At 66.1% G+C, this 24,097-nt stretch carries 22 protein-coding genes; 10 read left to right on the forward strand and 12 right to left on the reverse strand.

The genetic code is table 11. From position 1 onward, the window contains the following. The 10 genes from EET03_RS08600 to EET03_RS08645 all read right to left on the reverse strand — a co-directional run bounded on the left by EET03_RS08600 (position 1) and on the right by EET03_RS08645 (position 9,961). Positions 1 to 627, reverse strand: a complete 627-nt coding sequence (locus tag EET03_RS08600) for a DUF5947 family protein (protein ID WP_099194074.1) — start codon at positions 625 to 627, stop codon at positions 1 to 3. Then, positions 624 to 1,505 carry a NifU family protein gene (locus EET03_RS08605; RefSeq protein ID WP_075543566.1) on the reverse strand — a complete coding sequence of 294 codons (882 nt, stop codon included), beginning with the start codon at positions 1,503 to 1,505 and terminating at the stop codon, positions 624 to 626. The genes EET03_RS08600 and EET03_RS08605 overlap by 4 nt, the downstream gene beginning before the upstream one ends. 3 nt (positions 1,506 to 1,508) lie before the next feature. Next, the gene (locus EET03_RS08610) at positions 1,509 to 3,308 is read right to left on the reverse strand and encodes a nickel-dependent hydrogenase large subunit (RefSeq protein ID WP_075543565.1); all 1,800 of its coding nucleotides are present in this window, start codon (positions 3,306 to 3,308) and stop codon (positions 1,509 to 1,511) included. A gap of 58 nt (positions 3,309 to 3,366) precedes the next feature. After that, positions 3,367 to 4,422, reverse strand: a complete 1,056-nt coding sequence (locus EET03_RS08615) for an NADH-quinone oxidoreductase subunit B family protein (protein ID WP_075543564.1) — start codon at positions 4,420 to 4,422, stop codon at positions 3,367 to 3,369. A gap of 253 nt (positions 4,423 to 4,675) precedes the next feature. Then, complete coding sequence (gene hypB / locus EET03_RS08620; RefSeq protein WP_075543563.1) at positions 4,676 to 5,479, reverse strand: hydrogenase nickel incorporation protein HypB; 804 nt, start codon at positions 5,477 to 5,479, stop codon at positions 4,676 to 4,678. 12 nt (positions 5,480 to 5,491) lie between these two features. After that, positions 5,492 to 5,827 carry a hydrogenase maturation nickel metallochaperone HypA gene (locus tag EET03_RS08625; RefSeq protein ID WP_063472513.1) on the reverse strand — a complete coding sequence of 112 codons (336 nt, stop codon included), beginning with the start codon at positions 5,825 to 5,827 and terminating at the stop codon, positions 5,492 to 5,494. A gap of 222 nt (positions 5,828 to 6,049) precedes the next feature. Next, entirely contained in the window at positions 6,050 to 7,651 is a 1,602-nt protein-coding gene (locus tag EET03_RS08630; protein ID WP_075543561.1) for a PPE family protein, read from the reverse strand. Then, entirely contained in the window at positions 7,648 to 7,956 is a 309-nt protein-coding gene (locus EET03_RS08635; protein ID WP_075543579.1) for a PE family protein, read from the reverse strand. The genes EET03_RS08630 and EET03_RS08635 overlap by 4 nt, the downstream gene beginning before the upstream one ends. A 407-nt stretch (positions 7,957 to 8,363) precedes the next feature. Then, positions 8,364 to 9,500 carry a Nickel transporter NicT gene (nicT, locus tag EET03_RS08640; RefSeq protein ID WP_075543560.1) on the reverse strand — a complete coding sequence of 379 codons (1,137 nt, stop codon included), beginning with the start codon at positions 9,498 to 9,500 and terminating at the stop codon, positions 8,364 to 8,366. A gap of 119 nt (positions 9,501 to 9,619) precedes the next feature. After that, positions 9,620 to 9,961 (reverse strand): WhiB family transcriptional regulator, encoded by a 342-nt coding sequence (locus EET03_RS08645; protein ID WP_167470610.1) that lies wholly within the window; start codon positions 9,959 to 9,961, stop codon positions 9,620 to 9,622. 507 nt (positions 9,962 to 10,468) lie between these two features. On the opposite strand from EET03_RS08645, the gene EET03_RS08650 reads away from it, so the two are divergent. Beyond that, on the forward strand, positions 10,469 to 11,002 hold the full coding sequence (locus tag EET03_RS08650) for a Fur family transcriptional regulator (RefSeq protein WP_075543559.1): 534 nt from the start codon (positions 10,469 to 10,471) through the stop codon (positions 11,000 to 11,002). Positions 11,003 to 11,004: 2 nt separating this feature from the next. Here EET03_RS08650 and mtr read toward each other — a convergent pair whose 3' ends face one another. Both mtr and EET03_RS08660 read right to left on the reverse strand, forming a co-directional pair. Next, on the reverse strand, positions 11,005 to 12,384 hold the full coding sequence (gene mtr, locus EET03_RS08655) for a mycothione reductase (protein WP_075543558.1): 1,380 nt from the start codon (positions 12,382 to 12,384) through the stop codon (positions 11,005 to 11,007). A gap of 8 nt (positions 12,385 to 12,392) precedes the next feature. After that, the gene (locus tag EET03_RS08660; protein ID WP_099194076.1) at positions 12,393 to 13,409 is read right to left on the reverse strand and encodes an alpha/beta hydrolase; all 1,017 of its coding nucleotides are present in this window, start codon (positions 13,407 to 13,409) and stop codon (positions 12,393 to 12,395) included. Positions 13,410 to 13,679: 270 nt separating this feature from the next. On the opposite strand from EET03_RS08660, the gene EET03_RS08665 reads away from it, so the two are divergent. From EET03_RS08665 to EET03_RS08705, 9 genes are all read left to right on the forward strand, one after another. After that, complete coding sequence (locus tag EET03_RS08665; RefSeq protein WP_075543556.1) at positions 13,680 to 14,087, forward strand: PPOX class F420-dependent oxidoreductase; 408 nt, start codon at positions 13,680 to 13,682, stop codon at positions 14,085 to 14,087. A gap of 220 nt (positions 14,088 to 14,307) precedes the next feature. Next, a complete protein-coding gene (gene mqo / locus EET03_RS08670; RefSeq protein ID WP_075543577.1) occupies positions 14,308 to 15,792 on the forward strand; it encodes a malate dehydrogenase (quinone) in 1,485 nt (494 codons plus the stop codon). A 61-nt stretch (positions 15,793 to 15,853) separates the two neighbouring features. After that, a complete protein-coding gene (locus EET03_RS08675; RefSeq protein WP_075543555.1) occupies positions 15,854 to 16,324 on the forward strand; it encodes a GNAT family N-acetyltransferase in 471 nt (156 codons plus the stop codon). Next, complete coding sequence (locus tag EET03_RS08680) at positions 16,321 to 18,165, forward strand: magnesium chelatase subunit D family protein (RefSeq protein WP_075543554.1); 1,845 nt, start codon at positions 16,321 to 16,323, stop codon at positions 18,163 to 18,165. Before EET03_RS08675 ends, EET03_RS08680 begins: the two co-directional genes overlap by 4 nt. 33 nt (positions 18,166 to 18,198) lie before the next feature. Next, entirely contained in the window at positions 18,199 to 18,822 is a 624-nt protein-coding gene (gene cobO, locus EET03_RS08685) for a cob(I)yrinic acid a,c-diamide adenosyltransferase (protein ID WP_099194077.1), read from the forward strand. A gap of 4 nt (positions 18,823 to 18,826) precedes the next feature. Then, on the forward strand, positions 18,827 to 20,200 hold the full coding sequence (locus EET03_RS08690; protein ID WP_244232284.1) for a cobyrinic acid a,c-diamide synthase CobB: 1,374 nt from the start codon (positions 18,827 to 18,829) through the stop codon (positions 20,198 to 20,200). 157 nt (positions 20,201 to 20,357) lie between these two features. Further along, the gene (cobA, locus tag EET03_RS08695; protein ID WP_075543551.1) at positions 20,358 to 21,584 is read left to right on the forward strand and encodes a uroporphyrinogen-III C-methyltransferase; all 1,227 of its coding nucleotides are present in this window, start codon (positions 20,358 to 20,360) and stop codon (positions 21,582 to 21,584) included. Positions 21,585 to 21,606: 22 nt separating this feature from the next. After that, the gene (locus EET03_RS08700) at positions 21,607 to 23,199 is read left to right on the forward strand and encodes an MFS transporter (protein ID WP_075543550.1); all 1,593 of its coding nucleotides are present in this window, start codon (positions 21,607 to 21,609) and stop codon (positions 23,197 to 23,199) included. A gap of 405 nt (positions 23,200 to 23,604) precedes the next feature. Then, on the forward strand, positions 23,605 to 24,097 hold a 493-nt coding region (locus EET03_RS08705), incomplete at its 3' end, for a PE family protein (protein ID WP_136625662.1).

The raw sequence follows: 24,097 nt of genomic DNA on the forward strand, positions 1-24,097 counted from the left end.
TCACCGCGGCGTCTCCCGTGCCTGCGCGGCGACCTGGGCGAAGAAGCCGTCGATGAATTCCCGCGCCCGGTGGCCGCCGTCGAAGCCGCGCCACAGCAACCGCAACCGGCCGACGAATTCGTAGCAGGCGTCGATTGGCACCAGAAAGCTTTGCGGCGGGCCGGATTCAGGGACCCGCACCAAGAGCGCCTCCACATCGTCGGCGACTAGGCGAAGCCGGGGGTCGGCCCCGCCGAGGGCGTTCCAGGCGTCGAGATCCAGTTCCGATTCGGTAGCGCCGGCCGGACCCGGGTAGAAGGCGACGGTGCGGCCCAGGTCGGAGTTGGTGAAGAAGAAGGCCACCCCGACCGGAATCTGCAGGGCCTCCCAGGTGCGCCGGTCCAGCGCGAAATCGGGGAACGCCAGATACCGGTCGGGTACGGCGCGGTAGCGCAGCTCGGCTTCGGAGTCGGTGAACAGCAGATAGCAGGCGCGGCAGACGCACATCAGTTGCCGTCCAGCCACATTCACCACATGCTGATGCTCGTCGGGTATCGGCTCCGAGCACATCTCACATCGTTCGTCGGCCGGCGCGGGGGCCCGCTGGTCGGTCCTGATCCGGGCCAGAACGTCATAGGGACTCGTCATGCCGAAGCTCCCAGGGCTTCGGGTAGTGCCACCGAGAGCACCCCGTCGCGGGGCAGCAGCGGCAACGGGTCGAGATGGGCCCCGTTCGCACCGGCACCCGCGCGCACCACGTCGAATCCGGTGTCGCAGCGTGGGCAGCGCAGCAGCGCGTCGCACAGTTCCGCGCCGGCCAGCGTGTCGTCACACACCGGACAGTGGTCGCGATAGGCGAACGTCTGGTCGCCGACCCGGCACGCCAGCAACGTTGTTCCGTCGACCAGGAAACCGCCGACCTCGCCGGGCGCCAGGTCGTCCAGCTCCGGCACCGGGTGCCAGGAGGTGGCGTCATGGCCGTTGGAATGCACTCGCGCCAAGAGGGTTTCGGCCGGAATGACGGTGCCGGACTTGGCATTGGCGACCAGTTCGATCGAACAGATCTCCGGGGCGGCCGCCCGGATGGCGTCCTGCACCGCCAGCTCGAGTGTCACCGCCGACGACGGGCAACTCTTGCAGCTGCCGGTGAACGCCAGCCGGACGACGGTATCGGTGACCTCGATCAGGTCGACGTCGCCACCGTGGGAACCCAGGTAGGGCCGCACCCGCGCCAGCGCGTCGGTCACCCGCCGGTGCACGTCATGCGGATGCAGGCCGTGTACCAGGAGCAGGCTGGCCACCAGGTCGTCGGTGGCCAGCCGCTCGGCCAAACCGGGGTCGTCCAGCGATCGCATAATCCGTTCCAGCCCGGCTCCGTAAAGCCCGACCACCTCGCGGACCAGCTGTTGGGCGCGTTCGTGCGCGGTCGTCCCGGCCGCCGCGCAGGAATCCAGCAAGGTCTGGATTCGATCGCCCGCGGTGCGCCAATGTGTGTCGTTCTCGGGGGTATCCGGGCGATCGGCCATGCGTCACTCCCCGGCGGGTGACTGCGTTGGCGTGTGCAGTCTCTCCAGCGTCTTGCCCTTGCCCAGGTACATGTGCACGCCGCAGGGCAGGCACGGATCGAAGCTGCGCACCGTGCGCATCACGTCGATGCCCTTGAAGTTCTCCCGGCTATTCTCCTCGAAGATCGGCTGACCCTGCACCGCATCCTCGTAGGGGCCCGGCGTGCCGTAGCTGTCGCGCGGGTTGGCGTTCCACGGGGTGGGCGGATACGGGTGATAGTTGGCGATCTTGCCGTCACGGATCACCATGTGGTGGCTGAGCACGCCGCGGACCGCCTCGGTGAAGCCGCAGCCGATGGCCTCGTCGGGCACCTCGAAGCGCTCCCAGGTCTTGGTTCGTCCGGCGCGGATTTCCGCCAACGCCTTCTCGGCGAAGTGCAGCGCGCATGCGGCCGCGTAGGCCTGGAAGTAGGTGCGGGCCCGGTCACGTTCGATGGTGTTGCTGCCGTGCCTGGGCACCTTCCACTCGAATTCGACCGGCCCCTTCAGGGCGGTCTTGGGCAGGTTGATCTTGACGCTGTTGCCGGTCGCCTTGACGTAGCCGATGTCGACCAGGCCGGCCAGCGCCGTGGCCCACAGTCGGGCCAGCGGGCCGCCGCCGGTGTCCAGCGCCAGATGGTCCTTGCCGTCGAACCAACGTGGCGACATCACCCAGCTGTATTTGCCGCCGTCCATATCCCGCTTCTGCGGATGCGGGTTGGTGTGCTGGTTCCACGGGTGCCGCCGGTCCACGGCGTTGCCCAGCGGATCGGTCTTGACGAACATCTCCTGGTCGGTCCAGTCGTCGTAATAGGAGCTGCCCAACAGGATTCGGATGCCGAGGTTGATGTCCACCAGCGAGTGGGTGACCAGTTTGCCATCGACCACCACGCCCGGGCTGACGAACATCGCGTTACCCCAGCGCTCCATGTCTTTGTAGGCGAAGTTGCACACCTCGGGGTCCTGGAAGGAACCCCAGCAGCCCAGCAGCGTGCGGCGCAGGCCCACCTTCTCGTAACCGGGTAGCGCGTCGTAGAAGAAGTCGAACAGGTCGTCGTGCATCGGGACGACCTTCTTCATGAACTCGACATAGCGCATCAGCCGGGTCATGTAATCGGTCATCAGCTGCACTGTCGCGGTGGTCCCGATGCCACCCGGGTACAGGGTGGACGGGTGCACGTGGCGACCCTCCATGAGGCAGAACATCTCCCGGGTCCAGCGGCTGACTTGCAAGGCCTCCCGGTAGAACTCGCCGCTGAACGGGTTGAGCGAGCGCATGATCTCGGCGATGGTCTTGTAGCCGTGCGCATCGGCGTGCGGCGCCGCGGTGTTCTCCGCCTTGGCCAGCACCCCCGGATTGGTCTCGGCGACCATCTTCTCGCAGAAGTCCACGCCGACCAGATTCTCCTGAAAGATGTTGTGGTCGAACATGTATTCGGCGGCCTCGCCGAGGTTGATCAGCCATTCGCCGAGGTGCGGCGGCTTGACCCCGTAGGCCATGTTCTGGGTGTAGCAGGAACACGTGGCGTGGTTGTCGCCGCAGATGCCGCAGATGCGGCTGGTTATGAAGTGGGCGTCGCGGGGATCCTTGCCCTTCATGAAGATCGAGTAGCCGCGGAAGATCGACGAGGTGCTGTGGCACTCGACGACTTCTTTGTTCTCGAAGTCGATCTTGGTGTAGATGCCGAGGCTGCCCACGATCCGGGTGATCGGATCCCAGGACATTTCGACGAGCTGGCCGGGTTCGCGCTTGGCGGTGGTCGGCTCGGGGACGATAGTGGTCATCGAATTCTCTCCGTCCGAGATGCTGAGCTGAGGTTGCGGCGCCGCGCCTACCAGGTACTCACCAGGTTCTCTGGGCGCCGGTGGTGAGTTGGGTGCCCTTGTGGCGCCAGCGTGGTTCCTTGTCGACGGTGCGCGCCGTGATACCCCGCAGGTTGCGAATCACGGTTCCGTAAAGACCCGACGCGGTGGTGGACACCTTGCCGCCCGGTGGCTCGTCCATGAACGGCATGAACTTGTCCGGGAAGCCCGGCATCGTGCAGCCGATGCAGATGCCCCCGACGTTCGGACACCCGCCGACACCGTTGATCCAGCCGCGCTTGGGCACGTTGCATTTCACAACCGGACCCCAACAGCCAAGTTTTACAATGCATTTCGGCGAACCGTATTCGGTGGCGAAGTCGCCCTGCTCGTAATAGCCGGCTCGGTCACAGCCCTCGTGCACGGTTTGGCCGAACAACCACGTGGGCCGCAGCGCGTCGTCGAGCGGAATCATCGGCGCCTGGCCGGTCGCCATGTAGAGCAGATAGGTCAGCGTCTCGGCGAGGTTGTCGGGATGGATCGGGCAGCCGGGCACGCAGACGATCGGGATGCCGGCCTTGCTCTTCCATTCCCAGCCGAGGTAGTCGGGAACACCCATGGCGCCGGTGGGGTTACCGGCCATCGCGTGGATGCCGCCATAGGTGGCGCAGGTCCCGACGGCGACGACGGCGGTGGCCTTGGGTGCCAGCCGGTCGAGCCACTCGCTGGTGGTGATCGGCTGGCCGGTCGCCGGATCATTGCCGAACCCGCACCAATAGCCCTCGTCCTTGATCTTTTCGTTGGGTATCGACCCTTCGACGACCAGCACGAAGGGCTCCAACTCGCCGCGATCGGCTTTGAAGAACCAGGCGAGGAAGTCGTCGGCCCCGCCGGCGGGTCCGCATTCGAAATCGATCAACGGCCAGTGGACGGCGACCTTGGGGAGGCCGGGAAGCGCTCCTAGGGCGATTTCCTCGACGCTGGGCTGGGTGGCGGCAGTCAACGCCACCGAATCGCCGTCACAGCTGAGACCTGCGTTGATCCACAGAACGTGAATCAACGCTTCTTCTGCTTTGACTGCTGCTTCTGTTGGCATATTGCAGCTTTCCGGGGTGAGCTGAAACCCCTGACGCTGCCGGAGTCGACCGCCGGCCCACTTGCGCAGCGCTATTTTTGGGTCTACTCCGTGTCGTTGTACCTTGTCAATGGTTCGCAGGTGGCAACCGATGCGGCATTCGGTGGCCGCCTGTTGCCTAGCCTGTCTTTGTCCTTTACCGTCAGTGTCAGAACAGAATTCGCAATCCGGCTATGCCCGTGATCATTGCAAATAGTTTGCAGTTGACGATTCGTCAACGCGTTAGGCTTCCCTCTCCAGGGGGCAAGCCGCGGGCGAACCGACGTAGCCAACCGAACCAGGCAGCCATACCCGCACCCGTGCGCGCACTGACCGGCAAGATCGCCGCGGTGGCATTCACTTGGCGGACATGGGCGATGTAGGCCTCCACATCGGCGTCCAGGTAGGGCACCAGATCAATCTTGTTGAGCAGCACCACATCCACGGAGCGAAACATCACCGGATACTTCAGCGGTTTGTCCTCGCCTTCGGTGACGGAATAGACCATGGCTTTCGCGTGCTCGCCGACGTCGAATTCGGCCGGGCACACCAGGTTGCCGACGTTTTCGATGATTACCAGGTCCAGACCGGGCAGGTCCAGACCCGGCAGGGCGCGGTTGACCATGGGCGCGTCCAGATGGCATTCGCCGCCAAACCCGTTGCTGGTGTTGAGCAGCGACACCTGGGCGCCGCGGCCGCTGAGTTTCGCGGCATCCAGGTCGGTGGCGATGTCGCCCTCGATGATCCCGATTGCGAACTCGCCGGCGAGCTCATCGAGCGTGGCTTGCAGCACGGTGGTCTTTCCCGACCCGGGGGAGCTCATCAGGTTGAGCGCGCGGATGCCGTTGCTGTCGAATGCCGCCCGGTTGATAGTGGCGCGCGCGTCGTTCTCGGCGAAGATGTCTTCGAGGACGTCGATGCGTGCAGCGCCGGTCTGGTAACCGGTGTGGTCCCCGTGGTCGTGGCTGTGGTCGTGGTCGCCGTGCTCATGCTTGTGGATGTGCCCAGTGCCGTCGTCGTGGCGGTGAAACCTACCCATTTCCAACACCTTTCACGAGACATCGAGCGACGTTACCAGGAATTCGTTGCCGCGTAGCACCTCGACGTCGGGACTGTCGCAGTGCGGACACCAGATCGACCAGGCCGACGTGATTTCCGACTGCCGGCCGCAGGCACCGCAGCGGACCTCGGCGGTGACGCATTCCAGTTCCAGCTCGGCGTCCGGCATGTCCGCCGAGTCGCGGACCAGCGTCCAGCAAAACGACAGCGACTCCGGGACCACCTGCCGAAGCGCGCCGACCCGCACGCGGACAACGTCGACGTGGCGTCCGTCGGCATGCGTCTTGACCACGCCGGCGATCGCCTCGCACAGGGCGAGCTCATGCATGATCGTGCCCCGCGCAGCGTCGATGGGTGGGCCGAAGCACCAGGGTGCTCATGAGCATGTTCTACACCGTCTACGGTCGATAGAGCTATCGCCGATGGCGAGGACCGGCTTTCAGATCGACGCTGACGCCATGAGCGACAACACGTACCGCAACGGATTTCCGCCTAGTCAATGACCTGCTAGGCCGCCTCGCCGAGCCGCATCGATCCAACAAGCTCGTCGCTATTTCTCCCGATTGTGGTGTGGGTTGTCTGTCCCGTTGTCCGCCTTGGCATTCCAGGTCGCGGGGATCATCGGCAGCTGCGCGCCGTCGCCGAGGCCGCTGCCGTCAAGCGTGGCGAAACCCGCCGCTTCGACGAGTGTCTGGGTGCGTGCCGCGCCGCGGGATCCCAGCGGCCCCGCACCCCACGCCGACTCACCCGAAACCTGCTGTTCGTCGGGTCGGGGAGCGGCCAGGTCCCCGTCGAGCTCCATCTCGGCGAACTCGTCGCGATGTCCCCGTTCTTTGGTCGGCGTCCGTCGGCGCCGACGAGCGCGGGCCTCCCGCCGATCCGATGCCTGCGCGGCCGCGGCGGCCGCGGCCGAATCAGAAGCTGGCTCCTTCGTCTGGGCACGGGTCGCAAGTCGCGAATCTGACCCGATGCTTGGGCCGCCGACGACGAAGGGTGGAAACCCTTCGATACCGGCCGCTGGTGTCGGCGCGAGGGTTGACGCGGCGGTGCCGGCAGCGGGCGCCGGCGCCGAGGCGGGAGCCGTTGCCGAGGCGGTGGCCGTCGGAAGCGTTGGAGCTATCCCAGCGACCGGCAATGTCATCGGTAGCACCGGCTCCGGACCGGGTACCGGGATCGCGGCAACCTGGGTGGCAGTCAGGCCGGCAAGTCCGGCGAAGCCCGTTGCCGCCCCCAGGGTGGCGATGGTTTGGCCGAGCGCAACCGCCAACAGCTGCGGGGACTGGGCTAGCCAGGTGACGATCTGCATGATGTGGGTCGGCAAATCGAACACCAAGATGCTGAACAGGAACTCAAACGCCGCCAGCGGATTGGTGAAGAGGAGCCGCCAAAATTCCTCGCCGTCCTGAAAGAATTCGAGGGCGCGAGCTAACCACCAGATTGGTTGTCCGGGGTTCGTGTACGCGTCGTAGGGCAACCCGTTGAGGGTGCCGTTCGCGGGGTCCCAAATGATGCGGCCGCCGCTGATGACCTTCAGTATTTCGGCGATGAGGTTGTCTATCGGGGTGGCGTGGCCTGAGTCGCCGGCCTTCCCGGACTCCTGGGCCGGTGTGTTCGATTTCAGGATCGGCGGGGCGGGCCCAGTCTGTGGGATCGATGTCACCGCGCTTCCGGATATTGTTTGATAGGTCGCCATCGTCGTCGCGGCCTGAATCCACATGCGCACATAGTCGGCCTCATTGAGCGCAATGGGGATGGTGTTGATCCCGAAGAAATTCGTCGCCACCAAACCCGCGTGACTGGCATGATTGGCGGCTAATTCAGGCAGAGTTGGCATGGCCGCCAACGCGGCCGTGTATGCCGCGGCCAAGGTCTCGTGCCGGGCGGCCGCTGTCGCGCTGTCGGCACTGGCCTGTGTCAACCAGGCCAGGTAGGGACCGTAGGCGGCCACGAATGCGCCGGCACTGGGCCCCCGCCACACCCCGGCCTGCGCCGCGGCCAACAACGTTCCCAGTTCTGCTGCTACCGCGGCATATTCGTCGCTCAGTGAGGACCATCCCGCCGCGGCTGTCAGCAACGGTTCTGGACCCGGGCCGCTAGTCAGCAAAGCTGAATGCACCTCCGGAGGTGAGGCCAGCCACACCGGCGCGGTCATAGTCCAGCACTGAGGTAGGAAGCGGCCGCCAGCGCGTCGCCGGTTGCGTAAGTGGTAGCGGACTCAGCTACCGCGACACCTGAGCGGCCGAGATCCTCGACGCCCTGGGCCGCCACGGCAGCGTGGGCGCTGCCACGAACACCGGCCTCGACTGCGCTTTGCACCGACACCGGATCTGCAGCCGGCGGGGCCACCACGGTGATCAGCGGAAGCGCAGCTGCATGCGCGGCTGCCAGCCGTGTGGTCAATGCTTCGATGGCCGCGCTCGCGGCGATCAGCCCTTCCGGAACGACGCTCAACGTCACGACGGTCCCTCCATCTTCGCGCTTCAACATCGCGTAGCCTACTATTGAACATGAAAATCATAACCATATAGTTCCCGGGTTAGTCGTGCCCCACGGTGGATCTGCGTTCCCCGATGCGGGGACGCCTGCGAGCCGGACCACGGCAGGGTGAGCTGCGAGGCGCACGGGGCCCGGCCGGGCCGCCACGGCTCCGCATCCACCGGACGGGCCGGACCGTGCCACGGCCCAGGGTTTAGCGAGTGGACGCTCGGTGATGCGCCAACAAGACGGTGTTTGCCGTCAGTTTCCGACTCCCCATGGTCTACGACAGACCTGCAAAGCTGGGTCGGAACTCGGGACGCAGTGTGCATGATCGACGTCTGCTCGGATTGGCCGCAGTGCCGCCGGCACCACAACACAAATGGGAATCACGTTGCACTGCTGGCCGCGGTGGTCCACCGCTGTTCGATGCGGCCGAGGCGCCATACCAGCAGGGCGACGGCCCAGGTGATCACGAACATGGCGACGACCGCGACGCCGACCATGTTCAGGTCCAGCCCGGCGATCCACCTCCAGAACGGGCCCCGCCAGCCGAATTCACCGGCGAACAGGCCGAGCAGTTCGACGCTGCCGATCAGCAACGCGACCGCCACCGACAGGGCGGTGATGGTGATGTTGTAGTAGATCTTGCGCACCGGATTGGAAAATGCCCAACCGTAGGCGAAGTTCATGAACGAACCGTCGATGGTGTCCAGCAGGCACATGCCCGCGGTGAACAACACCGGCAGGCACAGGATGGCGTACCAGGGCAGCCCGGCTGCCGCGCTGGTGCTCGCCAGGACCAGCAGCGCGATTTCGGTGGCGGTGTCGAAGCCCAGCCCGAACAGCAACCCCACCGGATACATATGCCAGGACTTGGTAATCGCCTTGGTGAACCGCCCGAGGAATCGGTTGATCAGTCCTCGATTGTCCAGCTGTTGCTCCAGCTCGGCTTCGTTGAACTCGCCACGACGCAACCGGGCGAACACGCGCAGGATGCCGGCCAGGACAATGACGTTGAGCACGGCGATCAGATACAGGAACACTCCGGAGACGCCGGTGCCGATCAGGCCGGTGTAGTGGTGCAACGACGAGGAGTCTTGTTGAACCGGTCCGACGATGGCTTTGACTCCGGTTGCCAGTAATACCGCCAGAGCAAAGACGACGGTGGAGTGGCCCAGCGAGAAGAAGAACCCAGCGGCCAGCGGCCGCTGGCCGTCGTTCATCAGCTTGCGGGTGGTGTTGTCGATGGCGGCGATGTGGTCGGCATCGAAGGCGTGCCGCATGCCGAGCGTGTATGCGGTCAAGCCGATACCGATGCCAAATGCCTTGCCGCCCACGGCGAGTTGCGCGGGCTCCACCAGAGCGATGAGGGTGATCCAGCCAACCAGGTGCAGCGCGACGATGACGGCCAACATCGAACCCAGGCGCCACCATTCCGCTGGCGCCAAGACGCCGAGCACCCGGGAGATACCTGTCAACTGCGAGGGATGTGACGGGCGCCGGTCAAGTTCTCTACGGGCCATGTTGGTCCTTGCAGCGGCGGGCGGAACGCAACAGGCACGACTGTAGGTTGCATCACGAGTTATTGCAAGTCACTTGCAGAAGCACCGCGGTTTGCTGCCGGCAAACACCGCGTTGCATGCTACGCGCTGGCGGCGCCCGTCCCGGGCGCCGCGGTGCGGTGGTTGCGCCGGGCGGAGATGAAGGCCGCCCAGGACTTCACGTCGGGATGCTGCTTGAGGAGGGCACGACGCTGGCGTTCCGTCAGCCCGCCCCAGATCCCGTACTCGACGCGGTTGTCGAGCGCATCGGCGGCGCACTCGAGAATCACCGGGCAGTTACGGCAGACCGCCGCCGCTTCTCGCTGGGCGGAGCCGCGCACGAACAATTCCTCAGGGTCGATGGTGCGACACCGGGCTTTGGACACCCACGCGGCGCGGGCCTCGGCGTCCCGGCCGTAGAAAAGGCGGTGAACTGAAGTAATGGCGCCGGTTTGCGCGGCGTTCCGGATTTTTGGCACGAGATTCCCCCAAGGCTGCGGCCGGCGTTGAACAGGTCAACTTTTCGAACGGCCTGTTTTGCCCGCGGTCAAGTGCGCGCCTGCGCCAGATTTGCCGGCGGCTCAACCCCTGTCATGCCTATCCCGCTGGTGCGGGGATAGAGCGGTATCAAACAGGCGTCTGCGGCGACAGTACGCAAGGCGGCCAGGTAGCGCCTAGGGCCTATTGTCACCACCGGAGATGCTTCAAATCCTTTGTGGCTGTGACCATCGTCCTTGCCTGGCACCGCGCCGGATCTGCCCCGCGGGTCCGGGTGCGCGGCCCCGCCGAGCGTGCCGGCGCCCGGCAGTCGGCGTCGGCATGGGGCCAAGCCGGGGCCGTGGTGGCGGGTCCGCCCGGCGCACGGGCGGCGTCGCAGTCAGCTGACTGCTCGCCACCCCGAGCCGGACGGGATACTGGCGAACCCGGCCTTGCGGCGCGACACTGAACAGGTGACGTCAAAGCCGTCGGGCCTGGACCCGGCCGTCACTGAACGGATCGGTCGGCTCCTGCGTGCCCACGGCCTGCGGCGGATGCCCTCGCGGATTCAGGTGCTGGCGGTCCTCGAACCGGTCAACGGCCATTTGTCGGTGGCCGAGATTCATCAGCGGCTGACTGCCTGCCTGTCCGCCCAGGCTCAGCCGCCCGACCTGGCCACCGTCTACCGCACCGTGACCACCCTGGTCGACCAGGGAGTGTTGCATGCGTTGACCCTCGATGGGGGGGTTACCACTTACGGGCTGGCCACCGCGCCGCACCACCATGCGGTGTGCACCCAGTGCGGGGCGATCATCGAAGTGCCCGCGCGGCAGCTGAGCTCGGCGCTGGAGCACGCGATGGCGGGCAGCTCGTTCGCGCTGTCGGAGCGGGCCGGTCTGACGCTGCGTGGCCTGTGCCCGGCGTGTCAGGACAGCATGCAGGATCTCGGCGACGCCACCGATCCGCGCCCTCCCCGGCGACGCGATCCTGCGCAGCGCCGCCGCTGACGTCAGCGCAGGTTCAGCAGTGCGTTTTCGACCACCTCGGGCAGTGCCGGGTGAATCCAGTACTGGCCGCGGGCCATCTCGGCTGCGGTGAGCCCAAAGCTCATCGCCTGGATCAGCGGCTGGATGATCGACGACGCCTGGTGGCCCATGATGTGCGCGCCCAGCAGGCGCCCGCTGCCGCGTTCGGCGATCAGCTTGAGGAACCCGGTGGTGTCTTCCATCGCCCAGCCATAACCGACGTCGCCGTACTCCTGTATCGCGACGCAAATATCGAAACCTCTTGCTACGGATTCATTTTCGGTTAATCCCACAGCGGCCAGCTGGGGATCGGTGAACACCGCCGCCGGTACGTAGCGATGGTCGGTAACGGCCATCGACGCGGTATCGTCCCAGTCGCACAGCAGGTTATGTTGCACGACACGGGCTTCGTGGTTGGCGACGTGCTTGAGCTGATACGGCGACGAGACGTCACCGAGCGCGAAAACACTACGCGCGGAAGTCCTTTGGTATTCATCGACTACCACCCGGTCGTCGGCCATGTCGACGCCGGCCCGGTCGGCGTCCAACAGGTCGGCGTTGGATCTCCGGCCGGTCGCCACCAGCAGCAGATCCGCGTCGATGGTGGACCCGTCGTCGAGCGTGAGCGACAGGCCGGTTGCGCCGTTTTCCCCGGCCACGACATTGCGATAGGTGCGCAGTTCCCATTTCGTCGACGCGATGCGGGTAAACCGTTCGCACAGCGTGTCGTCGCAATGCCGCAGCATGCAGCCGCCGCGGATCACCAACGTCACGCGAACCCCGAACGCCGAGAAGACGTGCGCGAATTCTGCTGCCACGAAACCACTTCCGACGATTACCAGATGCTTCGGCAACTCGGCGATCCGCATGACGGTGTCGCTGGTGTGGTACCTGACGCCGCAGGCCAGGATCGCCGGCGGAATCACCGGCCGCGAGCCGGCCGCGATCACCACCTGATCGGCGGTGAACTCGTCACCACCGTCGGTGCGCAACAGATAGCGTCCGTCGGCCTGGACACCGCCGAACCGGGTATGGGCGGGGTACACGTCGATGTTGCGGGCCGAGCGCCGATACTGCTCGCCGCCCATCGCGATCGGATCGATGCGTCCGAAAACCCGGGAGACGATATCGTCCCAGCGCACCCCGTCGATGTGCGCGTCGACGCCGTACCGGCTGGCACACCGGATGGTTTTGGCCACGTCGGCGGCGTAGACGAACATCTTCGTCGGCAGGCACCCGACGTTGAGGCAGGTGCCGCCGAAGGTGCCCTGCTCGCAGATCGCCACCCGTTTGTTTGCATAGCGGTCGTCGAGAATGCTGTTGCCCGAACCGGTTCCGATGATCGCCAGGTCGTAGGTTTCCATTGAGGCGCTCACCCTTTCCCCGACGATGCCGAGGCGCCGGTGTCATCCAGTGTGCCGAGGTAGTGGTCCAACCAGTTGTCCAGGTGGCGATAGGCTATCCGGCGCGGCTCCGGCAGCGACAAGAACACGTCGTGTTTGGCGTCCGGCACCGGAATGATGGTGCTGCGGTTGCCGATACAACCCGCCCAGCGGGCGATATGGGTGACGTCGAGCACCGCGTCGCCGCGTTGCAGGGCTGCCGGATCGGCGTTTTCGCGCACGGTGTGATCGGAACGAAGGATCAGGTTGGGCACGCCGACGTCGAGCCCGCGATGTAGCCGTGCCTGACCGCGACGGGTGGCATGCACCCAGCCGAAGGTGATCGGGAAGCCGCCCACGGGTTTCCACTGCAGGTTGTAGTCGAACTCGCCGTAATAGTCGCGGTGCAGGCTGGTGCCGTATCCTCGCTCACGCGGCGCGCGGACCACCCCCTTGGGCCGCATTCGCGATATCGCGGCGACCGCGGCCGCGGTCAGGCCGGAACGCAGAATCGCCGGGCCGTGCAGGTCCAGGAAAGGGCTGTTGAGTACCAGCCCGCCGACGGCGGCGTGCGCTGTCGTGCTGCGCCGGCGTAACCGGTCCAGCCACAGCGAGACGATCAGCCCGCCGGCGGAATGGGCGTACACCAGAATTCGCGCCGTGTCCGTTTGCTCGCCGATGACCCGCAGGGCGTGTTGCAGTTCGGCGTCATAGTGAGCCAGATCGGTGGTGAAGTGCGGGGTCTGGCCGTCCTGCCGGGAGCGGCCGCACTTGCGGAGGTCCAGCGCATAGAAGGCGAACCCGCGGCGCGCGAAGTGATCGGCCAGTTCGGTGTGGAAGAAGTAGTCGGTATAGCCGTGTACTGCCAGGACGGCGTGATTGGTCTGGACGGGATCTCCGCGGCGGATCAGGGTCGCAACGAGGTCGCCTTCACCGTCGGGGTCCGGTCCGAGCGGGATCGGGTGCTGCCAATAGCCGGGCAGGAAGTCGGGCATCCAGCCAGTCACCGGGCCAGCTTAGAGTGTGGTCAGCCCCGACGTCGTGCGGTGCTGGACGGGCGGGTCCAGCGCGCAGTGCCACCTCGACAGCCCGGGGGCGAGGATCGGTCAGCGCGGAAACCCCGGCAGTGTCGGTGTTGTCAGGTCAGCCCGCTTGCAGGAGCTGACAAAGCCTCCGCTTTCCGGTCCTGGTGGCTAGGATCCGCTTACCGATCCGGGTCGCCCGCCAACCCGCTCGCCGACCTGCCCGCCAACCCGCCCAGGTGAGGATCACCACTTGTGACTGTGTTCACCGACGCCGAGATCGAGTATCTGGCCAGCCAACGTCTCGGCAGGCTTGCGACGCTCGCCCCCAAAGGCTCACCCCAGGTGCGGCCGGTCCGCTTCCAGTACAACGCGGAGCTGGGCACCATCGACATCGGCGGCCGCGCGATGGCCGGCAGCCGCAAGCTTCGCAACGTCCAGAATGATGCCCGGGTGTCCTTCGTCATCGATGACCTCGCCTCCATCGATCCGTGGCGCCCTCGAGGGATCGAGATTCGCGGGCGGGCCGAGGCGCTGTCGGTGGACGGCGCCCAGGAGGGGTCCGGCGGTGCCCTGATCCGCATTCATCCCCGGCGGATCCTGGTGTGGGGAGTGGATAGCGAATCCCCGGCTCTGCACGCACGCAACGTGACGAAAGACTGACCAGCGTCCACCGCTCCGACTCCGCGCCGTATTCCTGCGGAACGGTGCACGCGGAAAGGATTGCGCGCCAGTCGCTGTGGCCTCGTGAGCCGCGGCGAGTCGACGCAGCCTTCCGGCCATGACGCCAGGCGGCACCCGTCGCCGGACGGAGGGGACGTCGTTGAGCCCGGCCGTCGGGATAACCTTGGACCGGCACACCCGAGAAAGGACCAACAATCCGGTGGCAAAGCTGGCCAGGGCTGCTGATGTCGTGCTGGTGGGCGCGGGCATCATGAGCGCGACGCTGGGGGCGTTGCTCAAACGACTGGAGTCCGACTGGTCGATCACCGTGGTCGAACGGCTCGATGCCGTTGGCGCCGAGAGCAGCAGTCCGTGGAACAATGCCGCCACCGGCCATGCGGGGCTATGCGAAATGAACTACACCCCAGCCGGTCCCGGCGGCACGATCGACGTCACCAAAGCGGTCGTGATCAACGAGCAATTCCAGGTAACCCGCCAGTTCTGGGCCTACGCCGCGGAAAACGGCATGTTGACCGACGTACGTGGCTTTCTCAATCCCGTCCCGCACGTGAGTTTCGTGCACGGCGCCGACCGCGTGGATTACCTGCGGCGCCGCCACGATGCGCTGGCCGGTAACCCATTGTTCTCCGGCACCGAACTGATCGACGACCCGGACGAGTTCGCTGGCCGGCTGCCCTTCATGGCCGCAAAACGCGACTTCTCCGAGCCGGTCGCGCTCAACTGGGCTCCGAACGGCACCGACGTCGACTTCGGCGCATTGTCTCGCCAGCTCATCGGCTATTGCGTACGCAACGGCACCACCGCGCTGTTCGGCCACGAGGTCCGTGATCTGCGTCGCCAGCCCGACGGCAGTTGGACATTGACCGTCAGCAACCGCCGTAGCGGTCAAAAGCACACGCTGAAAGCCAGGTTCGTCTTCGTCGGCGCCGGTGGGGACGCGCTCCTGTTGTTACAGAGGTCCGGCATCAAGGAGATCAAGGGCTTTGCCGGTTTTCCCATCGGCGGCCGATTTCTGCGCAGCGACAACCCGGCGCTCACCGCCGCGCACCGGGCCAAGGTCTATGGATTTCCATCGCCGGGCGCGCCGCCTCTGGGAGCGCTGCATCTCGACCTGAGGTTCGTCAACGGTAAGCCCTGGCTGGTGTTCGGGCCGTACCCGGGCTGGTCGCCAAAGTTCTTAAAACACGGCCACTTCAGCGATCTGCCCCGGTCGATCCGGCGCGACAATCTGCTGTCGCTGCTCGGCGTCGGCGTGACCGAACTGACCTTGCTGAACTATTTGATCGGTCAGCTGCTGCTCTCGGCACCGGATCGCATCGACGCGCTGCATGAATTCTCCCCCAGCGCAGTGGATTCCGACTGGGAGCTGACCGTGGCCGGTCAGCGGGTGCAGGTGATCCGGCGCGACAAGCGCAAAGGTGGGGTGCTCGAGTTCAACACCACACTGGTCGGCGCCGCCGACGGAAGCATCGCCGGGCTGCTGGGAGGTTCGCCGGGCGCCTCGACGGCGGTGCCCATCATGCTCGAGGTTCTGCAGCGCTGCTTTGGCCACCGGTATCAGTCGTGGCTGCCCGCCCTCAAAGAGATGGTACCGTCACTGGGAGCCAAGCTCTCCCAAGAGCCCGCGCTGTATGACGAAGTGTGGTCCTGGACCACCAGGGCGCTGCAGCTGGACCCCGCATGACCCACGCCGGCGACGTTGCAGTGGGGGTACGCCCACCCGGTTGCAGGGAAGAGCGGCGCTCATGACCGAAGCCTTGCGCCGAGCCTGGTCGAAAGACCTTGACGCGCCAACCCTTTACGAACTGCTCAAGCTGCGGGTGGAGGTTTTCGTGGTCGAACAGGCCTGCCCATATCCCGAGCTGGACGGCCGCGATCTGCTCGCCGAGACACGACACTTCTGGCTGGAAAACCCTGACGGTGAGGTGATCTGCACATTGCGACTGATGGAGGAGCACGCCGGAGGCGAGAAGACGTTCCGGATCGGCCGGCTATGCACCAGACGTGACGTCCGCGGTCAGGGGCATAGCACCAGGCTGCTGCGTGCCGCCTTGGCCGAGGTTGGTGACTACCCATGCCGGATTGACGCGCAGGTATATCTGGCAGATATGTACGCGCAGCACGGATTTGTCCGCGACGGTGACGATTTCATCGACGACGGTATCCCGCATGTGCCGATGTTGCGGCCCGCATCCGGTCCGGCGGCCCACTCGTGAAACCGTATCCGTTCAGTGCGATCGTCGGACACGACCACATGCGTCTTGCGTTGCTGTTGTGCGCCATTCGCCCGGAGATTGGCGGGGTGCTGGTTCGCGGAGAGAAAGGCACCGCGAAATCGACGGCCGTGCGCGGGCTTGCGGCGCTGCTGTCGGCGGCGACCGGGGGCGCCGGCGCCGGGCTCGTCGAGATGCCATTGGGGGCCACCGAGGACCGGGTGGTGGGTTCGCTGGATTTGCAGCGGGTCCTGCGTGACGGTGAGCACGCGTTTTCACCGGGCCTGCTGGCCCGTGCTCACGGCGGAGTGCTCTACGTCGACGAAGTCAACCTGCTGCATGACCATCTGGTCGACATATTGCTCGACGCCGCCGCGATGGGACGGGTACATGTCGAACGCGACGGTATATCGCATTCGCATGAGTCCCGTTTCGTCCTGATCGGCACCATGAATCCCGAAGAAGGCGAACTTCGTCCGCAACTGCTGGACCGCTTCGGTCTCACCGTCGACGTGCAGGCGTCGCGAGACGTCGACGTGCGCGTGGAGGTGATCCGGCAACGGATGGCATACGAGGCCAATCCCGATGCATTCGCCGAACGCTACGTCGAAGCCGACGCCGAACTGGCCCGCCAGATCGCCGCGGCACGCGCTCTCGTCGACAAGGTTGTATTGCCGGACAATGAATTACGGCGCATCGCCGCGTTATGCGCGGCCTTCGACGTCGACGGCATGCGGGCCGATCTGGTGGTGGCCCGAACGGCAGCGGCCCACACCGCCTGGCGCGGCGCACGCACCGTCGGGGAACAGGACATCCGGGTGGCCGCCGAACTGGCATTGCCGCATCGGCGCCGCCGGGACCCGTTCGACGATCACGGTATCGACCCAGACCGGCTGAACGAGGCGCTGGCGCAAGCCGGTGCCGACCCGGAGCCGGAGCCGGACCCGGATCCCGGCCCGCCCGGGGGCGCTCAGCCGGCTGAGGACGCTGTTGTGCAAACGAACTCACGATCGAAGTCGCCACAGCCGGGTACCCCGCGCCCCAGCGCACCGCCGTCGAAAATGTTTCGTACCCGCGCCCTGACTGTTCCGGGCGTCGGCAAGGGCTCGCCCGGACGACGGTCGCGGGCCCGCAACGCATCTGGCAGCGTGGTCGCGGCCGCCGAGGGCTGCGACGCCGGCGCCCATGGATTGCACCTGTTCGCCACCCTGCTTTCCGCGGCAGAGCATGCGTCGAGCGCAGGGCCCCTGCGGCTGCAGCCGGACGACGTGCGCCGCGCGGTCCGTGAGGGACGCGAGGGCAACCTGGTGATCTTCGTCGTCGACGCTTCGGGATCGATGGCCGCCCGCGATCGTATGGCCGCGGTCAGCGGCGCGACCATGTCGCTGCTGCGCGACGCCTATCAGCGGCGTGACAAGGTCGCGGTGATCACATTCCGGCAGCACGAGGCCGGGTTGTTGCTGCCGCCCACGTCGTCGGCGCACATCGCCGGCCGGCGGCTGGCCCGGTTCGACACCGGCGGCAAAACCCCGCTCGCGGAAGGTCTGTTGGCAGCGCGCGAGCTGGTCGTCCGGGAGAAGGCCCGTGACCTCGCTCGCCGTGCCCTGGTGGTGGTGCTTACCGACGGACGGGCTACATCCGGGCTAGACCCATTGGGCCGCAGTAGAATTGCCGCAGCACGACTGGCCGCTGAGGGCGTGGCCGCCGTGGTCGTAGACTGTGAAACTTCGTACGTACGGCTAGGATTGGCCGGGCGGCTGGCCCGTCAGCTGGGAGCGCCGGCCATTCGGCTCGAGCAGCTGCACGCCGAACACTTGACGCGGGCCGTCCGTAACGTGGCTTGAAGCCGGGACTTGAGGCCGGAAAGGTAACCGCTTATGCCGCAGGGAAATCCGACTTACATCCCCGATGACGGTCTGACAACCAGGGCCCGGCGCAATCTGCCGGTGCTGGCGGTACATACCGGTGACGGCAAGGGAAAATCAACGGCAGCCTTCGGAATGGCGCTGCGCGCGTGGAATGTCGGGCTCGAGGTCGCGGTATTCCAGTTCGTCAAGAGTGCCAAATGGAAAGTGGGCGAAGAAGCGGCCTTCCATCAGCTCGGTCGGCTCCACGACGAACATGGGATCGGCGGAGCCGTCGAATGGCACAAGATGGGAGCGGGCTGGTCGTGGACGCGTAAATCGCGCAAGGCCGGCAGCGACGTTGATCACGCCGCCGCGGCGGCGGACGGTTGGGCCGAGATCGCACGCCGACTGGCGGAGCAACGCCACCAGTTTTATGTGTTGGATGAGTTCACCTACCCGTTGAAGTGGGGTTGGCTTGACGTCGACGACGTGGTGGAGGTGTTGTTGGCACGGCCCGGCCACCAACATGTCGTGATCACCGGACGCGACGCACCACCTCGATTGATCGAGGCAGCCGATTTGGTGACTGAGATGACCAAGGTCAAACACCCGATGGATGTGGGCCGCAAGGGTCAGCAGGGCATCGAGTGGTGAGACCGTGACCTCGACACCGGCCCTGGTGATCGCCGCACCCGCTTCGGGCAGCGGAAAGACCACCGTCGCAACGGGTTTGATGGGGGCCCTGCGCCAAGCCGGTCACCGGGTCGCGCCCTTCAAGGTCGGTCCCGACTTCATCGATTCCGGTTACCACACCCTCGCCTCAGGGCGGGCCGGTCGCAACCTGGACCCGGTATTGGTGGGGGAGCAGCTCATCGGCGGGCTCTACGCGCACGGCACCGTCGGCGCCGACATCGCGGTGGTCGAAGGTGTGATGGGCCTGTTCGACGGGCGCATCGGTAAAGCGGTGAGCGGTCCTGCGGCAGGGTCCACCGCGCACGTCGCAGGCTTGCTGGGAGCGCCGGTGGTCCTGGTGGTCGACGCGCGGGGCCAGAGCCACAGCGTTGCCGCGCTGGTGCACGGCTTCACCACCTTCGACTCAGCAACCCGCATTGTCGGCGTCATCCTCAACCGGGTCGGGACGGCCAGGCATGAGCATGTGCTGCGACAGGCGTGCGAGCAGGCCGGTGTCCCCGTGCTGGGCGCCATCCCCCGCACCGCTGAATTAGAGCTTCCGACAAGGTATCTGGGTCTCGTCACCGCCGTTGAGTATGGTCGCCGGGCCCGGCTGGCAGTCGAGGCGATGACGGCATTGGTCGCTCGGCACATCGATCTGAGCGCAATGGTCGCGGCCGCCGCAAGCCGCGTCGGCGCACCGCCGTGGGACCCGGTGACGGCCGTCGGCGGGCCAATGGGCGGGCGCCCGACCGTTGCGATGGCGGCGGGCAAGGCCTTCAGCTTCGCCTACGCCGAACATGCCGAGCTGTTGCGGGCCGTCGGGGCCGATGTCGTCGAGTTCGACCCGCTCAATCAGGCACTGCCGGAAGGGACGAACGCCGTGCTGCTGCCGGGTGGATTCCCTGAGCAATTCGCGGCGGAGCTCTCCGCCAATGAGCTGGTCCGCGGCCAGCTCCAACACTTGGCGGCCGCGGGCGCCCCGGTACACGCCGAATGCGCAGGACTGATCTATCTGGTATCCGAACTGGATGGATACCCGATGTGCGGCGTGCTGGCCGGTTCGGCACGCTTTACCCAGCGCCTCACACTGGGATACCGCGACGCCGTCGCGGTCGCCGATTCGCCGCTGTATTCGGTCGGCCGGCGGGTAGCCGGGCACGAATTCCACCGCACCACCGTCACGTTCACCGACAGCTACCAGCCGGCGTGGGTGTATCGCGGCTCCGGGCGTGACGGCCACCCCGTGCGAGACGGCGTCGTGCATGGCGGGGTGCATGCGTCCTACCTGCATACGCATCCGGCCGCGACGCCGGAAGCGGTAGCGCGCTTCGTCGCACATGCCGCCGCCCGGTCGTAGCGGCCCGCGAACCGCAGATTCGCCGTGGCGTTACATTCGCGGCTCGGCGACACCCGCTGCGCCCGGCTCCGCCGGGCTGGCGATCACCGCGGTGTTCGACGGTGGTGATGCGCTGCGCCCGGCTCCGCCGGGCGGGCGCGACCACTAAGCTTGGCGGGTGACCGAGAGCCCTTACCTCGTCGGATTGCGACTGGCCGGCAAGAAGGTGGTCGTGGTCGGCGGGGGCAGTGTCGCCCAACGCCGTCTACCCCTTCTCATCTCGAGCGGCGCAGACGTGCACGTGATCTCCCGTAGCGCCACCCGCGCTGTCGAGGCGATGGAAGGCATCACGTTGTCGCTGCGCGAATACCGCGACGGTGACCTCGAACAGGCCTGGTACGCGGTAGCGGCCACCGACGACGCGGAGGTGAATGCGAGCGTGGTCGCCGAAGCCGATCGCCGGCAGATCTTCTGCGTCCGTGCCGACATCGCCGTCGAAGGAAGTGCAGTTACCCCGGCGACATTCAGCTATGCAGGGCTGTCGGTGGGCGTGCTGGCCGGCGGCGAGCACCGCCGTTCGGCTGCCATCCGGTCGGCGATCCGAGAGGCGTTGCAACGTGGCGTCATTACCGTGGAAAGCCCCGTAAGCTCCGACGTTGTCCGCGGTGGGGTAGCGCTGGTCGGCGGCGGACCCGGCGACCCCGAATTGATCACCGTCCGCGGTCGTCGCCTGCTTGCCCAGGCCGATGTCGTGATCGCCGACCGCCTGGCACCACCGGAGTTGCTCGCCGAGCTTCCCCCGTATGTGGAAGTCATCGACGCCGCCAAAATCCCCTACGGGCGGGCCATGGCCCAGGACGCAATCCACGCCGCCATGATCGAACGGGCCAAGTCCGGCAGCTTTGTCGTACGCCTCAAGGGCGGTGACCCCTTCGTGTTCGCCCGGGGCTATGAGGAAGTACTGGCATGCGCCGATGCCGGCATTCCGGTGACTGTGGTGCCAGGTGTGACGAGTGCCATAGCAGTTCCTGCTTCCGCGGGCGTTCCGGTCACGCATCGGGCCACAAATCACGAGTTTGTCGTGGTCAGCGGCCATCTGCCGCCCGGTCATCCCGAATCGTTAGTGAATTGGAATGCTTTGGCAGCACTGTCCGGCACCATTGTTTTGCTGATGGCGGTGGAGCGAATCGAACTTTTCGTCGACGCGCTATTGAAAGGCGGCCGACCTGCGGAAACGCCGGTGCTGGTGGTTCAGCACGGAACGACGCCGGCGCAGCACACGTTGCGGGCCACCCTCGCCGACACGCCGGAAAAGGTCCGCGCAGAGGGGATCCGACCTCCCGCGATCGTCGTCATCGGGGCTGTTGCAGGCCTCGGTGCCGTTCGGGGTTTAAACAATTCTTAAGATTACTGTAAGGTAACCCGTTATGACGGCTCTCAACGACACAGAGCGGGCTGCCCACAATTGGACGTCCGGACGGCAGGAGCGTCCGGCGTCGGCTCGCCCGGCGCGCTCGGCGGAGACCGCCTCGCAGCGCATCACCAGGTATTACCCGACCTGGCTGCCATCCCGTCGCTTCATCGCCGCTGTCATCGCCATCGGCGGGATGCAGCTCTTGGCGACCATGGACAGCACCGTCGCCATCGTCGCGCTTCCTAAGATCCAGAACGAACTCAGCCTGTCCGACGCCGGCCGTAGCTGGGTGATCACCGCTTACGTGCTGACCTTCGGCGGGCTGATGCTGCTCGGGGGGCGCCTCGGCGACACCATCGGGCGCAAGCGGACCTTCATTGTCGGCGTCGCGCTGTTCACCATCTCCTCGGTGCTGTGCGCGGTCGCCTGGGACGAGGCCACGTTGGTCATCGCGCGACTGTCTCAGGGCGTGGGGTCGGCCATCGCCTCACCGACCGGTCTGGCGCTGGTGGCGACCACGTTCCCGAAGGGACCGGCGCGTAACGCCGCCACGGCGGTGTTCGCGGCGATGACGGCGATCGGTTCGGTGATGGGCCTGGTGGTCGGCGGAGCGCTGACCGAGGTTTCGTGGCGGCTGGCGTTCCTGGTGAATGTGCCGATCGGCCTGGTGATGATCTACCTGGCCCGCACCGCACTGCGGGAAACCAACCGTGAGCGGATGAAGCTCGACGCGGCCGGCGCCATGCTGGCCACACTGGCATGCACCGCTGCCGTCTTCGCCTTCTCGATGGGGCCGGAAAAGGGCTGGATCTCGGTGACCACCATCGGTTCGGGTGCGGTGGCTTTGGCCGCCGCACTCGCGTTCGTCGTGGTGGAACGCACCGCCGAAAACCCCGTCGTGCCGTTCCACCTGTTCCGCGACCGCAACCGGCTGGTCACCTTTATTGCGATCTTCCTGGCCGGCGGCGTCATGTTCACGCTGACGGTGAGCATCGGCCTGTACGTGCAGGACATCCTGGGCTACAGCGCGCTGCGCGCCGGTGTCGGCTTCATCCCGTTCGTCATCGCGATGGGTATCGGCCTGGGCATTTCCTCGCAGTTGGTGTCGCGGTTTTCGCCCCGGGTGCTGACGATCGCCGGGGGATATTTACTAGTTCTGGCCATGCTGTACGGCTGGTTGTTCATGCACCGTGGCGTGGCCTACTTCCCCAACCTGGTAGTGCCCATCGTCGTAGGTGGGGTCGGCATCGGCATGGCGGTTGTGCCGCTGACCCTGTCGGCGATCGCCGGCGTGGGTTTTGACCAGATCGGCCCGGTGTCGGCGATGACGCTCATGCTGCAGAGCCTCGGCGGGCCGCTGGTGCTGGCCGTCGTCCAGGCCGTGATCACCTCGCGCACGCTGTACCTCGGTGGTACCACCGGCCCGGTGAAGTTCATGAACGACGCTCAGCTGGCCGCGCTCGACCATGGCTACACCTATGGCCTGCTGTGGATCGCCGGAGCGGCCGTCATCGTCGGCGGGGCTGCGGTGTTAATCGGCTACACCCCGGCGCAGGTCGCCCACGCGCAGGAGGTCAAGGAAGCCATCGACGCCGGAGAACTCTGACTCTCCCGACGTCAGCGCAGCGGCGACACGAGCTGGCGCAGATAGCCGTCGGGTTGGTCATCGTCGATGCCATACTCGGCGGGCCAGCGGCCCGTAGGTAGATACAGGGTGCCGAACAGCGCATCGACGATGGGGAATTCCGCGGCGTAGTTGGTGTTGTAAGCCTGGGGCTGGCGTGCGTGGTGCCAGTGGTGAGACCGCGGTGTGGCAATCAGCCATCGCAGTTGGGCCGCACGTCATTCGCACGTTGGCGTGGATGAAGATGTCCTGAAACGTCAGCAGGATGACGATCGGTTGTCAGGAACGCAGCCTGATATGACCTAGATCACCATATAATTGCTGTCTTACCGTGCGCGTGGCGACGGGTCTGTGCGCCTGATGACCAGGATGCAGAGGTGGCCTGTGATGTCGTTTTTGATTGCGGCTCCAGAGGAGCTGGCGGCGGCGGCTTCGGACCTGTCGGGTATTGGTGGGGCGATCAATGCGGCCAACGCGGCGGCGGCTGGCCAGACCCTGGGAATACTCGCGGCCGGCGCCGACGAGGTGTCGGCGGCCGTTGCGGCCCTGTTCGGCGCGTATGCCCAGCAATATCAGGCGCTGAGCGCCCAGGCGACAAATTTTCATGACCAATTTGTGCAGGCCTTGAGCGCTGGCGGGCTCTCATATGTCGCCGCCGAGGCCGCCAATGCTCAGCAAGCTTTACTCACTGTGGTCAATGCCCCCACCCAGACGCTGTTGGGGCGGCCGTTGATTGGTAACGGCACCGATGGGGCGCCGGGGCAGCCAGGTGGAGTTGGCGGTTTGTTGTGGGGCAATGGTGGGGCCGGTGGGGCTGGTGCGGCGGCCGGTCAGGCCGGTGGTCGGGGTGGCGACGCGGGGTTATGGGGCAGTGGTGGAG

It is taken from the genome of Mycobacterium innocens (assembly GCF_900566055.1).
Classification (GTDB): Bacteria; Actinomycetota; Actinomycetes; order Mycobacteriales; family Mycobacteriaceae; genus Mycobacterium; species Mycobacterium innocens.

Excerpts from the sequence above, each read along its gene's own strand:
- EET03_RS08600 (WP_099194074.1), bottom strand. The coding sequence starts at position 627 with ATGACGAGTCCCTATGACGTTCTGGCCCGGATCAGGACCGACCAGCGG.
- EET03_RS08605 (WP_075543566.1), bottom strand. The coding sequence starts at position 1,505 with ATGGCCGATCGCCCGGATACCCCCGAGAACGACACACATTGGCGCACC.
- EET03_RS08610 (WP_075543565.1), bottom strand. The coding sequence starts at position 3,308 with ATGACCACTATCGTCCCCGAGCCGACCACCGCCAAGCGCGAACCCGGC.
- EET03_RS08615 (WP_075543564.1), bottom strand. The coding sequence starts at position 4,422 with ATGCCAACAGAAGCAGCAGTCAAAGCAGAAGAAGCGTTGATTCACGTT.
- hypB (WP_075543563.1), bottom strand. The coding sequence starts at position 5,479 with ATGGGTAGGTTTCACCGCCACGACGACGGCACTGGGCACATCCACAAG.
- EET03_RS08625 (WP_063472513.1), bottom strand. The coding sequence starts at position 5,827 with ATGCATGAGCTCGCCCTGTGCGAGGCGATCGCCGGCGTGGTCAAGACG.
- EET03_RS08630 (WP_075543561.1), bottom strand. The coding sequence starts at position 7,651 with ATGACCGCGCCGGTGTGGCTGGCCTCACCTCCGGAGGTGCATTCAGCT.
- nicT (WP_075543560.1), bottom strand. The coding sequence starts at position 9,500 with ATGGCCCGTAGAGAACTTGACCGGCGCCCGTCACATCCCTCGCAGTTG.
- mtr (WP_075543558.1), bottom strand. The coding sequence starts at position 12,384 with ATGGAAACCTACGACCTGGCGATCATCGGAACCGGTTCGGGCAACAGC.
- EET03_RS08675 (WP_075543555.1), top strand. The coding sequence starts at position 15,854 with ATGACCGAAGCCTTGCGCCGAGCCTGGTCGAAAGACCTTGACGCGCCA.
- cobO (WP_099194077.1), top strand. The coding sequence starts at position 18,199 with ATGCCGCAGGGAAATCCGACTTACATCCCCGATGACGGTCTGACAACC.
- EET03_RS08700 (WP_075543550.1), top strand. The coding sequence starts at position 21,607 with ATGACGGCTCTCAACGACACAGAGCGGGCTGCCCACAATTGGACGTCC.